Consider the following 13575-nt stretch of genomic DNA (forward strand, 5'->3'; position numbering starts at 1 on the left):
GCTATTGGAGCCCGACAGGAGGAATACGTTGCTCAAGCCGCAGCATCTGCTCACGCTGAGGGCCGTCGTGCGCACCGGCTCGTTCGTCGTCGCAGCCCGCGAACTCGGTTACACCGCCTCCGCGATCTCACAGCAGATCTCGGCCCTGGAGAAGGAGACGGGGCTGGAGCTGTTCGAGCGGGAGGCGCACGGGGTCCGAGTGACTGCGGCAGCCCACCGACTGGTCGATCTCAGTGTCCCTGTGCTGGCCGCCATGGACGACCTCGGCCAGCAGGTACACCAGCTGGCCACCGGTGCCACGGCTCGGCTGAGGCTGGGCAGCTTCCCCACTGCCAGTGTCAGGCTCGTGCCGCCGGCGCTGTCGGCCCTGAGATCGACCCACCCGCGGGCGCAGGTCCAACTCGAGGAGGGCGAGCCGGAGGAACTCATCGCTGCGCTGAACGACGGCGATCTGGACGTGGCACTGGTGTACGAGTACGGGCTCAGCCCCCGTCAGTGGCCGGACGGCCTGACCTGCCATGAGCTGGTGCGCGAGGACCTCGTGCTGCTCAGGGCCCGCGGGAGCGGTCTGAGCGCGCGCCTGGCCGGGCTCTCCCAGGCCCGCTGGATCACCAGCAGGGAAGGAACGTCCGGCGCGCTCTCCCTCACGCGGCTGTGCGCGGCGGCCGGTTTCGAGGCCGCTGTCGCCTTTCGCAGCAACAACTACGACGTCGTACGGGGGCTGGTGTCCGCAGGTCTTGGCGTGGCCATCGTGCCGGGGCTTGGCCACTCGCCCGGCGACTCGGTGGAGGCGACCCGGCTGGCGCAGCGCTCCGCCTTCCGCCGCGTGATGGCCCTGCATCGAAAGGAGAACAGCAACCCGCTGCTCGGCACGATGATCCATTCCCTGCGCAGTGCGGTGCCGGCAGGAGAGCCGTACGTGCACCCGACGCGGGACGGAGAGGCAAAATAGCGCCCGCGCACGGGAATGGATACGCCGATGGCCGCTGCTACGGCAGCCCGGCCCGGTGCCCCTGACCGGACCGAGCTACCGTCCCTGTGCGGCCGCCTGCCGCACAGGCACCTGCGTGATGTGCGGCTCGGGCTCCTCGGTGTCGGGCCGCCGGCGGGGTGTGGGTCATCACCGGCCTGAGCCCATTACTTTGCTGCTCGCGCCTGGACGAGTCTGGGAGGGGCGCTGTCCCGCGGAGGTTCGCAGGACATCGACCAGGGCGGCCACGGTCGGCCGGTGTTCGGCAAAAGAGCGGAACACCACCACGATGTGGCGCTCCATCGTCTCGTGCAGTTCCAGGACATCGAGGGAGGACGGACGCAGCCGGAGCATCAGATCTGTCACCACGCTGACTCCGACACCGGCCTCGACCAGGGCCAGGGTGGCGGCCGTGTCCGTCACTTCGTGGAGAACCTGCGGTTCGAAACCGGCTCGACGGCAGGCGGTGAGCACGGCGCGCCCGTAGTAGCTGCCGACTGAGGGCAGGATCCATCCCGATTCCCTGGTGTCGGCCAGCGAGACCCTCTGCCGACCGGACATGGCTCCGGCGGGAACAGCCAGCGAGAAGCGCTCCCTGGACAGCTCCATCACACGCAGGGACGGATCTCGTGGGATGGGCACGTCCGGGTAGTCCAGGCCCAGCGCCAAGTCCACGATTCCGCCGGCGACTGCGTCGTACACCTCGTCCACATCCATGTCCCGGCTGCGCACGGTCACGCCTGGATGCATCTCGCGAACCTGCGACAGGGCCGGCGGCAGGATCTCCGCGGCGGCCGTGGCGAAGAGCCCGACCCGTAGCGTTCCGGAGATCTCGTTTCGGGTGCGCTTCAGCGCTTCGACGGCCTCGGCTTCTGTGGTGAGGATGCGCTCGGCGTGAAGGGCCAGTGTCGCCCCGGCGTCGGTGAGTTCCACACGGCGCCCCACCCGCAGCAGCAGTTGCATGCCGGTGGCCTTCTCCAGTGCGGTGATCTGCTGCGAAACCCCGCCGGGGGTGTATCCCAGGGCTTCCGCGACCGCGGTGATGGTGCCGCGTCTGGTCAGTTCCACCAGTGAGCGCAGCTGTGCACTCGTCCAATTCATATAGAGATCCTAAAAGACCAGAAGCATGAACCCTTGATAGACGTCAACGGTTGGGTTGCTGCACCATGACGCAGAGATAGCTGATCGGCATCGCTCTGTCCTGACAGCCCGCCGTCCCCGGAAACGGGCCCGTCTTCGTCCGACGGGGTGGCCTCTGGAAGGAAGTGGCCTGTGGTCCCCCTCCACCTTCCGCACCGTTCCGACCTCTGCGGATGCTGCAGTCATCGGTGGCGGTGCCCGCACCGTCGCCCACCACCGCCCCCCGGCCCTGGCCGACACAAAGCCCCTCAGCGGATGGGCGGGCCTGTACGAAATCACACCGGACCACAACGCGCTGAACGGCCGCTCCCGGGAACTGCCCAACTACGCCCTGCTCAGCGCCGACCAGTTCCACCTCGGCGCCGACATCCGTCCCGAAGCCCACGTGGTGTGAACCCCGATCGAAAGGCCGAACCATGTCAACGATCAGTCAGTGGCGACTGCGGGCCGCATTCGCAGCGCGACTGTCGCAGATGTACGGGCAGGAGGTTCCCGTCTACACCACGCTCGTGGACGTCTCGCGCGCGGCCAACGAGGATGTCCTGCGCGTGCAGGGAGCCAGCGCCGAACGCCTCGGGTCCATCAGCAGGGTGACCGCCGAACGGCACGGAGCCATCCGCGTCGGCACCCCGCAAGAACTACAGCAAGCTGCCCGCATCTTCGCCGGCCTCGGCATGTACCCGGTCGGCTTCTACGACCTGCGCGAGGCCGCGGCCAGCGCCGTCCCCGTCATCTCCACCGCCTTCCGGCCGGTCGACAGCGAGGAACTCGCACGCAACCCCTTCCGGGTGTTCACCTCCATGCTCACCCCGGCCGACCCCCGCTTCTTCGACGCCGACCTGCGCGAGCGCCTGGAAACCTTCCTCGCGGGCCGCGAACTCTTTCCTCCCGAGCTGCTCGCGCTGGCCGACCGTGCCGCCACCGAGCAGGAACTCCCCCAGCAGGAGGCCGAGCGGTTCCTCCAGCTCGCCGTGCAGGCATTCGAACTGTCGACCGAGCCGGTCGACAAGACCTGGTACGAGACCCTGGAGCGGATCTCCGCCGTCGCCGCAGATATCGGCGGCGTGCGCAGCACGCACATCAACCACCTCACCCCGCGCGTCCTCGACATCGACGAACTGTACCGGCGCATGGCCCAGCGCGGCATCGAGATGATCGACACCATCCAGGGCCCGCCAGCCTGGAAGGGCCCCGACGTCCTGCTGCGCCAGACCTCCTTCCGGGCCCTGGCCGAACCTCGCGCAATGCGTACCCTGGACGGCACCGTCGTCAGCGGCACCCTACGAGTCCGCTTCGGCGAGGTCGAAGCCCGCGGCATCGCCCTCACCCGCCAGGGCCGCGCCCTCTACGACGAACTCCTCGGCCACATCGACGAGCAGACGTCCCAGAACCCCGCCGAAGCCCGCAGCGACATCGCGCGCGCTGTGTGGGAGCGGCACATGCCCGGCAGCGAACACCAACTCGCCGCCGAGGGACTGGCCTACTTCACCTACCAGCTCATCCCCAACCGGCCGCGCGACGGCCGCCGGCCGCCCACCAGCATCAGCGAACTGCTGCAGCAGAACTGGGTGCGCGCCGAGCCCATCGTCTACGAGGACTTCCTGCCCCGCTCCGCCGCCGGCATCTTCCAGTCCAACCTCAACGGCGAGGGCACCCGCGACAACGACCAGCAGGGCACCGCCTACGACGCCGCCTGGCTCTCCGGCGCGCTCGGCCGCGACGTTCTGGACCCCTTCGCCCTCTACGAGCAGCAGCAGAACCGCTCGATCGCGCACATAGCCCATGAGTTGGACCTCACCGGCGTCCTCGGCTGACCCTCACACCCTCAAAGGAGCACCATGACCAGCACCGCACTGCCCACCACAGACGACCTGCGCGCCCGCGCCCTTGCCGGCCTCAAGAACATCGGCGTCGACGTGGCCGGTGGCAACGACTTCCATGCCCGCACGCCGCTTTCCGGCGAGAACCTCTTCGGGCTGACGGCCGCAACCGACGCCGACACCGAAGAGGCCATCGCCGCCACCCGTGCGGCTTTCCTCACCTGGCGCACCACGCCCGCGCCACGCCGCGGTGAACTCGTGCGCCGCCTCGGTGAGCTGCTGCGCGAGCACAAGAGCGACCTGGCCGACCTCGTCACCGTCGAGGCAGGCAAGATCCGTTCCGAGGCGCTCGGCGAGATCCAGGAGATGATCGACATCTGCGACTTCGCGGTCGGGCTGTCCCGACAGCTCTACGGCCGCACGATCGCCTCCGAACGCCCCGGCCACCGCCTGGCCGAGACCTGGCATCCCCTCGGTGTGGTCGCGGTGATCTCCGCTTTCAACTTCCCCGCCGCCGTGTGGTCGTGGAACACCGCCGTCGCCCTCGTCTGCGGCGACACCGTGATCTGGAAGCCCTCGGAGCTCACGCCGTTGATCTCCCTGGCCTGCGACCACCTGCTCGTTCGCGCCGCGGACGAGGTCGGCGCCCCCCGCGACGTGCACCGCCTCCTGCTCGGTGACCGCGCGGTTGGTGAGAAGCTCGTCGACGACCCGCGTGTCGCCCTCGTCAGTGCCACCGGCTCCACCCGCATGGGCCGCGAGGTCGGCCCACGAGTCGCTGCCCGCTTCGGCCGCAGCCTGCTGGAACTCGGTGGCAACAACGCCGCGATCGTCGCACCCTCCGCCGACCTCGACCTCGCCGTCCAGGGCATCGTATTCGCCGCGGTCGGCACCGCCGGCCAGCGCTGTACGACGCTGCGCCGCCTCATCGTCCACCACGACATCGCCGACACCCTCATCGAGAGGCTGACCGCGGCCTACAACAAGCTCCCCATCGGCAACCCATTCGACGACACCACGCTCGTCGGCCCGCTCATCTCCACCACGGCGCTCGACACCATGCACAACGCCCTTACCCGCGTCCAGGCCCAGGGCGGCAAGATCCTGGCCGGCGGAAACCGGCGTCTGGCTGAGGCTGCACCCGCGGCGGCCTACACCGAGCCGGTCCTCGTCCGCGTCGACGAACAGACCAGCGTCGTAAGGGAGGAGACCTTCGCACCGATCCTTTACGTACTCACCTACGACAGTCTCGACGAGGCGATCGCGCTGCACAACGACGTCCCCCAGGGCCTGTCATCCAGCATCTTCACCCGCGACCAGCAAGAAGCCGAGATCTTCCTGTCCGCCGCCGGCTCCGACTGCGGTATCGCCAACGTCAACATCGGCACCTCCGGAGCCGAGATCGGCGGCGCCTTCGGCGGCGAGAAGGACACCGGCGGCGGCCGGGAATCCGGCTCCGACGCCTGGAAGTCATACATGCGCTCGGCCACCAACACCATCAACTACTCAAGTCATCTGGCCCTCTCACAGGGCGTCAGTTTCCTCTGATCAGGCGCTCCGCAACCGGTGAACCCTCCGCTGGGGTGGGATGCCGATACCCCACCCCAGCCGCCCCGTTCGTTCGGCCCCGCGAAGTACACGACGTGAGGGAGCCGATCCGGTCGCGGACGGCCGCGACCCATGCGAGTGCCCTGCTCGTGCAGCGGCTGGGGAAGGTCCTCCGGGATACCGGGATCAAGCTGACGCCGGTGGCCTCGCAGGGTACTGGAGGTCGGCGCGGGCGATCCTGGACACGCTGGTGGCCGGCGAAGGCGACCCGCGGGTCCTGTCCTTCCTGGGCAAAGGGCGTCTGCGCTCGAAGCAGGAGCAACCGCACGAGGCCCTCGGGTAGCGCTTCCGCGTCGAATCCCACGGCGTCCTCGCCGCCAACTGTCGGCCAGTCTCGATGTCCTCGATGCGGCGATCGCCGCACTCGACACCGGGACGAGGATCCGACTGGTGGTCCCGGACACGAGGAGTGTCCATGCGGTTGCCGGGGTCCCTGCCACCACGACCGGCCGGGATCCGGCGAAGAGGGTGCCAGGCCGCGAGCGGGGACCGGCCGTGGACGTGCTCGGGCCGACGAACGCTCCTGGCGCGACGCACGGGTGGTGACCGCGTGAACATCCAGCCCCTGCTCGACGCGCTTGACGTCCTGGAGGGCGCGGCCCGGTCTGAGCTGCTCCGAGTTTCGTAGAGTCCGATGATCTTGTTTCAGGCGGACTGCGGGGTTTGCTCCTGGCTCCGCCACTGGTACCGCCGCGAGGCTGGCTGCTACACGTCCAGGACGAACGCCACGTACGCCCACCCGGACCAGGTGGGCACATACGTCACGTCCGCCACCCACAGCTGATCCGGCCGCGAGGCGGTGAAGTCGCGGTCTACCAGGTCCGGCGGGCGGGGCGCCGACGGCGCCGGCAGGTGGTCCGCCCGCCGCTGTCCGCGGATGACGCCCTCCAGGCCCGGCTCGGCCATCAGCCGCTCGACCGTGCAGCGAGCCACCTCGACGCTCTTACGGCGCGGGGCCCAGGTGATCCGGCGGGCGTCGTAGGTGCCGCCCGATTCAGCCGGAACCTCCTCGATCAGCGGCATGAGCTGCTCGTCGCGGAGCCGGCGTCCGACTTCGTCCGCTTCTTGCGGGGTGAAGTACGTCGACGGCGACGGCTCGCGAACCCGTTCTGCCGGGGAGCTCAGGCGAAGGGCGCGAGGCCGCGATTGTAATAGACCAGGGGGACCTCCTCGGTGAGAAAGCTTTCGACGGCCACGACGGATCCGTAGGCGACGAGGTGGGTCCCGATCTCCTCGGTCTTGATGACTGTGCAGTCCAGCCAACACAAGGCGTCCGTGAGAAGGGGGCTTCCGGTCCGCGCTCGGACGGTGGGCAGTCCGTCGAAGCGTTTGGCGTGGTTGAGGCCAGGGGTGGCGAACCGTTGGGCGACCACCCGCTGGGATCCCCCCAGGAGGTTGACGCCGTACCGGCCGGTGCGTCGAACCACACCTGTCGTGTGGGACTTGTTGTTGAGACAGACCAGGACGGTCGGCGGGGTGTCAGACACGGAGGTGAAGGCGCTGACCGTCATGCCGACAGGGTTGCCGTCTTCTTCGCTGGTGACGACGACGACGCCTGTAGGGAGCTTGGCCATGGCGCTTCGAAGTTGCGCGCCGGTGATGGTGGTGGCTAGATCCATGACGTGTCTCCGGTGTTCAGGTGAGGGCGTCGATGGGCGGGTTTGTGTGGCGGATGACCCACCGCCCGAGGTGGCGCTTCTTGACGTCCTGCGGGTCGTGCGTCGAGAGGGTGCGGGCGTTGCGCCAGTACATGTCGAGGCCGCTGAGTCGTGTCGTCGAACGTCCCCCACCCATGCGGTGGATGTCCGCGCAGAGGGCCAAGCTGGCCTCGGTGGCCGACACCTTGGCACAGATCATGTCGATGGATATGGCCGCCCGCTCTGCCTCGTCGGCGGGGGTGACTTGGGCAATGGCGGTGACCGCCTGGTCGATGAGCGCCTGCGCAGCCCGAAGGGCCAGGTAGTGCTGCCCGATCTGCCATTCGGCTATGTCGGACACGTCGAAGGGGTTGTCGGCACCGGTTGGTGAGGGGGGTGCGCTGCTCAGGTAGGGCGTGATGGCTTCCAAGGCGCCCTTGCCGATGCCGAGGAGGATGGCGGCGAACTGAACCTGGAAGACGGGGCCGCTTACATCGTGGTGAGCCGGGATATCCACTGGGGGCGCCCAGTGGTACCCATCGGGGACGAAGACGTCAGTGAATTCGACGCTGCAACTGCCGGTTGCCCGTTGTCCCATGTTGTCCCAGTCGTCGATGACGCGGACCCCGGGGGAGTCGAGGCGCACCAAGGCCCAATGGAGGCCACCTGCCTCGATGCTGTCGAAGTCGCTGTGCAGCACGGGCGTGATCGCGTAGGTCGCACCTTTCACACCGGTGGCGAAGCGCTTGGTCCCGGAAATGGTGACACCTCCCGAGGCCGGGGTGGCGGTGGTGCGGTAGCTGAAGCGCGGCTTGACGCGCTCAGAGGCGGCAGAGCAGAAGCGTGCGCCTTCGAGGACCTCACGGGCCAGGGCGTGTCGGCGGTCTTCGCTCAGCGGTGACCACGGCCCGAGCAGGTTGGCCGCGACGCTGTGGGAGACCATCCAGATTTGGGCTGTGGAGCTTTCCGCACCGGCGATGTTCGTGAGGATCCGGGTGAGGACCGGCAGGTCCTGGTATCGTCCCGGTGAGGCGATACCGCCGAGTTCGCGCGGGACGGACAACCTGCTGAATCCCGCTTCATGCAGGTCCTTGAGGTTGTCGCTGGGGTACTCGCCCGCGGCGTCGACAGCAGCCGCGGACTTGGCGAACCTGGCCGCAAGCTGAGCGCTGGCCGGCACGAGATCAGTCGCGCTCTGGAGGCTGGTCATCGGATGCTCCCATCTGTGAGTGACGCTTGCTCGGAGTGGCGGAGTGTGCCGTAACGCGGCAGGGTGGCCAGGACAACGACCGTGATGATCAGGAATGCGACGGAAGTCGTCACGGCGGGGACGAAGCCCGTCGTGTGGTCGACGATGAGCCCCAGAATGTAAGGGCTGGCCGCCAGGCCGAGGATGTTGGCGCCGTAAGCGAAGCCGTACACCTGCGCGAACCTGTCCAGTGCGAAGTAGCGGGAGACAAGAAGGGCGATCACGTCGACCTCGGCTCCGATGCAGAGTCCGAGAGTCAGGGCTCCCACGATGGCGAACTGTGGGCCTGCCAGCGCGAGGGCACCCAGTCCCGCAGCGCCCAGCGCCATGGTGGCGGCGGCGACGTAGGGCGCGAAGAGCCGGTCGTACAGGTATCCGCTGATGAGTCGTCCGGCGACGACGCTGAAGCCGAGGGAGCTCTGCACCCACAGCGCTCGGCTCTCTGAGACTCCCGCCTGACGCATCATGGCGTACAGGTAGATGACCATGCCGCCGGTGGCCAAGGCCATGCAGACGAAGGCGAGCGAGAGCCGGCGGAACACGGAATCCGCCAGGATCGTGCGGGTCGGAAGCCACCCTGCCTGCGATCCGGCGTCCGGGGAAGAGGTCGCGCGTGCCCTGCTGCCGGCGTCGGAGGGAATCAGCGCGAAGACCGTGAGCGTCGCGACGAGCACCACGAGGGCAAGCGCCCGAAATCCCGTGCGCCAGCCGGAGTTCTCAATGACAGGACCCAGGAGCTGCGGAGCGATGACAGCCGTCAGGCCGCTTCCGGCCAGGGTGATACCCAAGGCCAGGCCGCGCATCTGGTCGAACGCCTGGTTGATGGCCCGAGAGTACGAGATCGGCCCGGTTGCCAGCGCCAGAACCATCGTCACCACGACGACCAGCAGGTAGACAGCGTAGTTGTTGCCCAGCAGCGACAGGACCAGGTACCCGCCGGCCAGGCAAACCCCCGAGAACAGGGCCGGCCTTCGCGCGCCGAAACGGTCGACGATCCGGCCCGCGTAGGGCAAGAGCACCCCCCACGCCAGGTTGTAGACCAGGACGACGAACGACAGTGAGGCGGAACTCCAGCCGAAGTCTTCCTTCAGGCTGGGGAAGAACAACGCGTTGGTATAGAAGGGGATGGCGATCATCCCTGAGGCAATGCCGATCGTGGACGCCGCGAGGAGGCGCCAGCCCGAGAGCAGTTCTGATGTCTTCGTCCGTGCGGCAGCGGTGACAGCCATGGTGTAAACGCTCCGATTCGGGAGGAACAGCCCGACCCGCATGCAACCGGCGGGTGAAGGTGACCAGGTCGTCAACCCGGTGTGGCAGGAAGTTATACCTGCCGTTACGGCTCACCAGAATGTCGGCTCATCCATAATGACCAGGCCCATGATGTGGTGCGGAACATTGAGGGGCAGGATCGGCTGCTCGTACGCTGCCGCACGGTGGACATCGAAGGAGGCGGAAGACATGGCCGCAGCCACAGCCAGAGGCGTCCTGAGACCTACGGCGGGAACCAACCACGCTGAGGTATCCGAGCTGGAACGGCTGCTTCTGCTGGCGGAGATCGCCAACGACGTCGACGGCTTCCAGTCGCTGTCCGAGGCGACATCCAGGCTCAGCCGGACCGTGCTCGCAGTGATGGACTGCAAATACGCCTGCGTGCGCTTGCCGGACGAGCAGGAGACCCGGCTCACCGTGGTCGGTACGAGCGACGCGGACTCCTTCCCCGCTGATGAGGTGCTGGACCTGCGGTCGTCCGAGGTCACGGGGCCGCTACGAGGACATCGCCCGCCGAGCATCGAGGCGTTTCTGACGGGGCAGGCCCAGGTGGTCCCATCCCTGGACAATGAGGCGGGCAACGAACCGTGGCAGGAGCGGACGCGCATCATGGGGGTCAAGGCCATGCTGTCCCTGCCCCTCATCCGTCAAGGCGTCGTCCTTGGCGTGCTCAACTGCTACTGGAGCAAAGAGTTCGTGCCCAGTGACGCACAGATGCTCACCCTCCGAGTAGTGGGCCGCCTCGCCGCGCTCGCCGTCGAGTCGGCACGACGAATCCAGGCGAGGCATCACAAGGAAGCCGACCTCACCGTCGCTCGCGACAACTCGATACTGCTCGTCCAGGAAGAGGAACGCCTGCTGAGCGCGCAGACGGAGCTGGCTGCCGCCTGCGCGCGTCCGGTGAGCGCCGCGCTCGCTGCCGCAGCGCAGACTCTGTCGGAACGGCTGCACACCGCCGTCGGGATCACCAATGAGGCTGGAGATCTCATTGCGTTGGAAGGCCCACCCGATCAGGTCCAGCATCTTGCGACGACGCCCGGCCGGGCCGCGACTCACCATGCGCGTGGTTCAGCAGCGACTGCCGGATATCAGCCCGTCCGCAGCGTGCAGGGCCACCTCGGAATGATCGTCTGCTGCCCACCACCGCCGGACGACTCTTTCAGCCACCGGCTGCTGGCGTTCGCCGCCGACCTGCTGACCACGGTCCTGCAGCGTCGTGCCGAGTACACCAGCGCTGCACGTCTTGCCCGCCCGTTCGCACTTCTGGCTCTTAGCAGCGGTGTCCTTGTCGGGCCTCAGATTGTCGCGGCAGCGGACGTCTTGGGGATCGGCATGAACTCGCCGATCGAGGTTGCCCTTGCAAAGTTCGACACAGACTGGGCGGCGACGCGCTTCGCCGCTCAAAGTCTGAGCCTGCCCGACTGGCACGACGTCATCGCTCGCGCACCGGCCGGCCGGGAGGTCGTGATGCTCCTGGAAGGTGCCCCTCGGACCAAGTCTCGCCAGGCCCCGGATTCTGCTGACGCCATGGGGTTGAACGCCATCGGCGTCAGCAGGCGCTTCTCCGGGCTGGACAACCTGCCGAGCCACCTGAAAGAGGCGCGCATCGCGGCTTCCGCCGCATCGCCGGGTGCAGTTGCCCGGTACGGGGATCTGGGACCCGGCGCGGACCTGGCGATGCACGTGCCGACCTCCCAACTGCATGCGCTCGTAGAACACCAATTGGGACCGCTCAAGGCGTACGACCAGAAGAACGGGACTGAACTACTCCCTACGCTCGAGGCCTTCCTCCATGCTGACGGCTGTGTCGACGACGTGGCGGCGGCGCTCACGATCCACCGCAACACGGTCCACCAACGACTGCGACGCATATGTGACCTGTGCCATGTCGACTTCGGATCCTTCAACGACCTCGGCCGGATGTTGACGGTCGTTCAGTGGAACCGCTACCTCGAAGCAGGGAACCGGTGAACAATTCCGGGCCCTCCGCCACGCTCGGCGCCGCGACCATACGGTCTGGCATTCGGCGTTCGTGACTACCGTCGTCAAGCCCGGAGTCGCACTCGCGACGACCATGTAGATCGCTGCACGGCTTGCGCCGTCACCCTGGGCCAGGGCGGCAAGTCGGAGGCTCCGTGCCTTCGCACGAGCCCCACCCGACGCCGCACCTCGACGTACTCCCAGGTGGAGGAGGAGATGAGCTGCTGCAGCTGCTGGTGGTCCACGCCCCGGCGCTCGGCCATCGGCTGCATCGACTTTCGCTTGCCATCCAGCATCAGCCCGCGCACATACAGCGAGCTCCGAGCAGAATGGGAGTCGCGAGCCGGGCGCCCATTCTGCTCGGAGCTCTTACTCTCTCTCGCGGTCCCGCCGGCCGTCGCTGGGGTCGTGCCGGCCGCCGGGACTCGGCACCGGCGGATGGTGGTCGGCGCCGTCGCGGGCAGGGGCCGTGACGCGTCCGCGTCCGGCGCCGACGGCCGCGGCCGGGTGTGGCGGTGCCTCCGCCGGAGCGTCCAGGGCGCGGGACGCGGGCTTCGGCAGGGTGGCCTTCCGGGCGGAGCGGCGCCTGCGGAGCAGGACCCGTCGCGCGGGACGTTCCACCCCCTCGTACAGGACCCAGGACAGTCCGAGGGACAGGGCGAACGCCACGGCGGTGACAGCGAGGGCCGTGGGCAGCCCGAAGCGCGGAGAGTTGCCGAGCAGGCTGGTGCCGGCCCGCAGCACCAAGAGGTGGACCATATAGAAGGCGAACGAGAGTTCCCCCAGGCGCACCAGCCGCCGGTGCCGCCAGAGCGAGGGCAGGCCCCGCATATCCGCGACGGCCGCGGCAGGGATGAGCAGAGCGAAGCCGACGAGGGTGCAGGGGGTGGCCGGGTACCCGGCGGTGACCTGCGGGACGAAGAAGTAGCCGATGATCGCCAGGGCGAGTGAGGCTTCCAGGCCCGGTCCGCGCCACCGGTCGAGGATCACCAGGCGTGCGACGGCGGCGCCGAGGACGAACTCGGGCAGGCGGGCGGCGGGGAGGGAATTGACCGGCTGGCCCAGCCAGTGGTGGGCGTCCGCCCGGCTCAGGACCACCACGGTCAGCACCGATGCCCCGGCCAGCGCCGCCGACCCCCGGGCGCCGAGACGGCGTAGGAGCAGCGCCAGCAGCGGGAAGGCGGCGTAGAAGAAGGCTTCGCAGGCCAGCGACCAGCTGACCGGGTCCAGTGTCTGCCACCAGGGTCGCCACCAGGAGTGCACCAGCAGGGCGTTCGCCAGTCCCTGCGACGGTGTCGGTCTCGCCGCGTGGTCCAGGGTGCAGGCCATGAGCAGCGCGATGGCCATGGTGACGAGATGGACCGGATAGACGCGGGCGAGGCGTCGCCGCCAGAAGGCGAGCGCGCGGTCGCCCGGCCGCGCGGACCACGTCAGGACGAAGCCCGACAGGATGAAGAAGAATGACACTCCGGTGGCGCCGGACCCGAATCCCCACGTCATGACGCGGCTGCCGGTGCCGCCGAAGTAGCCGAAGTTGCGCACGTGCAGTCCGAAGACCAGGAGCGCGGCGATCCACCGCAGCCCGGTGAGGGACGGAAGCGGGGGAACCGGAGTGCGTGGGGGAGTCCTGGTGGCGGGCGCGGTGGCGGGCGGCGTCCGGGTCGCCCTGGTCGCCGTCGTCATCGGCTCACCTGCCGGGGGTTTGGGTAGGGGACATGAAAGGGAGCGTTGCCGGTTCAGGCCGTTTCATTCGGGTGTCGTAGCGCACGTCACCCCCGTTCCGCACGACGCCCCACGGGCGGTCCCGGGTCAGCGGGGCTTGCGCCACCACCGCTTCGGCCGCTTCGAAGGACCCCTTCGGCCTCGTCGCGGCGTCCTTCCGGCTGTCTTCGGCGATCCTAC

General features: G+C 68.3%; 10 protein-coding genes and 1 pseudogene. 4 read left to right on the forward strand and 7 right to left on the reverse strand.

The features are described 5' to 3' along the window. Positions 1 to 28: 28 nt before the first annotated feature. Positions 29 to 952, forward strand: a complete 924-nt coding sequence (locus ACWD5Q_RS10390) for a LysR family transcriptional regulator (protein WP_451426609.1) — start codon at positions 29 to 31, stop codon at positions 950 to 952. Positions 953 to 1120: 168 nt separating this feature from the next. On the opposite strand, the gene ACWD5Q_RS10395 is transcribed toward ACWD5Q_RS10390, so the two are convergent. Then, complete coding sequence (locus ACWD5Q_RS10395) at positions 1121 to 2071, reverse strand: LysR family transcriptional regulator (RefSeq protein WP_451426610.1); 951 nt, start codon at positions 2069 to 2071, stop codon at positions 1121 to 1123. Between the two features lie 455 nt (positions 2072 to 2526). Here ACWD5Q_RS10395 and hglS point away from each other — a divergent pair, with 455 nt between their 5' ends. Together hglS and amaB are read left to right on the forward strand one after the other, a co-directional pair. After that, positions 2527 to 3924 carry a 2-oxoadipate dioxygenase/decarboxylase gene (gene hglS / locus ACWD5Q_RS10400; protein WP_451426611.1) on the forward strand — a complete coding sequence of 466 codons (1398 nt, stop codon included), beginning with the start codon at positions 2527 to 2529 and terminating at the stop codon, positions 3922 to 3924. 24 nt (positions 3925 to 3948) lie between these two features. Next, complete coding sequence (amaB, locus tag ACWD5Q_RS10405) at positions 3949 to 5478, forward strand: L-piperidine-6-carboxylate dehydrogenase (protein WP_451426612.1); 1530 nt, start codon at positions 3949 to 3951, stop codon at positions 5476 to 5478. Between the two features lie 765 nt (positions 5479 to 6243). Here amaB and ACWD5Q_RS10410 read toward each other — a convergent pair. From ACWD5Q_RS10410 to ACWD5Q_RS10425, 4 genes are read right to left on the reverse strand one after another with little or no spacing between them, the layout of a single operon-like run. Further along, on the reverse strand, positions 6244 to 6741 hold the full coding sequence (locus ACWD5Q_RS10410; RefSeq protein ID WP_451426725.1) for an IS3 family transposase: 498 nt from the start codon (positions 6739 to 6741) through the stop codon (positions 6244 to 6246). Next, on the reverse strand, positions 6660 to 7157 hold the full coding sequence (locus ACWD5Q_RS10415; RefSeq protein WP_451426613.1) for a flavin reductase family protein: 498 nt from the start codon (positions 7155 to 7157) through the stop codon (positions 6660 to 6662). Before ACWD5Q_RS10415 ends, ACWD5Q_RS10410 begins: the two co-directional genes overlap by 82 nt. A 16-nt stretch (positions 7158 to 7173) precedes the next feature. Beyond that, positions 7174 to 8385, reverse strand: coding sequence for an acyl-CoA dehydrogenase family protein (locus tag ACWD5Q_RS10420; RefSeq protein WP_451426614.1), 1212 nt, complete (start codon positions 8383 to 8385; stop codon positions 7174 to 7176). Continuing rightward, positions 8382 to 9653 (reverse strand): MFS transporter, encoded by a 1272-nt coding sequence (locus tag ACWD5Q_RS10425; protein WP_451426615.1) that lies wholly within the window; start codon positions 9651 to 9653, stop codon positions 8382 to 8384. Before ACWD5Q_RS10425 ends, ACWD5Q_RS10420 begins: the two co-directional genes overlap by 4 nt. 229 nt (positions 9654 to 9882) lie before the next feature. Between ACWD5Q_RS10425 and ACWD5Q_RS10430 the strand changes: the two genes are divergently transcribed. Next, entirely contained in the window at positions 9883 to 11664 is a 1782-nt protein-coding gene (locus ACWD5Q_RS10430; protein WP_451426616.1) for a helix-turn-helix domain-containing protein, read from the forward strand. Positions 11665 to 11846: 182 nt separating this feature from the next. Here the strand turns inward: ACWD5Q_RS10430 and ACWD5Q_RS10435 are convergent. Next, positions 11847 to 11993 (reverse strand): annotated as a pseudogene (locus tag ACWD5Q_RS10435) (transposase); the annotation flags it as partial. Between the two features lie 49 nt (positions 11994 to 12042). Continuing rightward, positions 12043 to 13356 (reverse strand): acyltransferase family protein, encoded by a 1314-nt coding sequence (locus ACWD5Q_RS10440; protein WP_451426617.1) that lies wholly within the window; start codon positions 13354 to 13356, stop codon positions 12043 to 12045. Positions 13357 to 13575 lie beyond the last annotated feature (219 nt).

The organism is Streptomyces sp. NPDC002513, assembly GCF_053595355.1.

What these genes read in the sequence shown, in the direction of transcription:
- ACWD5Q_RS10395 (WP_451426610.1), bottom strand. Translation starts at nt 2,071, where the DNA reads ATGAATTGGACGAGTGCACAGCTGCGCTCACTGGTGGAACTGACCAGA.
- hglS (WP_451426611.1), top strand. Translation starts at nt 2,527, where the DNA reads ATGTCAACGATCAGTCAGTGGCGACTGCGGGCCGCATTCGCAGCGCGA.
- amaB (WP_451426612.1), top strand. Translation starts at nt 3,949, where the DNA reads ATGACCAGCACCGCACTGCCCACCACAGACGACCTGCGCGCCCGCGCC.
- ACWD5Q_RS10415 (WP_451426613.1), bottom strand. Translation starts at nt 7,157, where the DNA reads ATGGATCTAGCCACCACCATCACCGGCGCGCAACTTCGAAGCGCCATG.
- ACWD5Q_RS10420 (WP_451426614.1), bottom strand. Translation starts at nt 8,385, where the DNA reads ATGACCAGCCTCCAGAGCGCGACTGATCTCGTGCCGGCCAGCGCTCAG.
- ACWD5Q_RS10425 (WP_451426615.1), bottom strand. Translation starts at nt 9,653, where the DNA reads ATGGCTGTCACCGCTGCCGCACGGACGAAGACATCAGAACTGCTCTCG.
- ACWD5Q_RS10430 (WP_451426616.1), top strand. Translation starts at nt 9,883, where the DNA reads ATGGCCGCAGCCACAGCCAGAGGCGTCCTGAGACCTACGGCGGGAACC.
- ACWD5Q_RS10440 (WP_451426617.1), bottom strand. Translation starts at nt 13,356, where the DNA reads ATGACGACGGCGACCAGGGCGACCCGGACGCCGCCCGCCACCGCGCCC.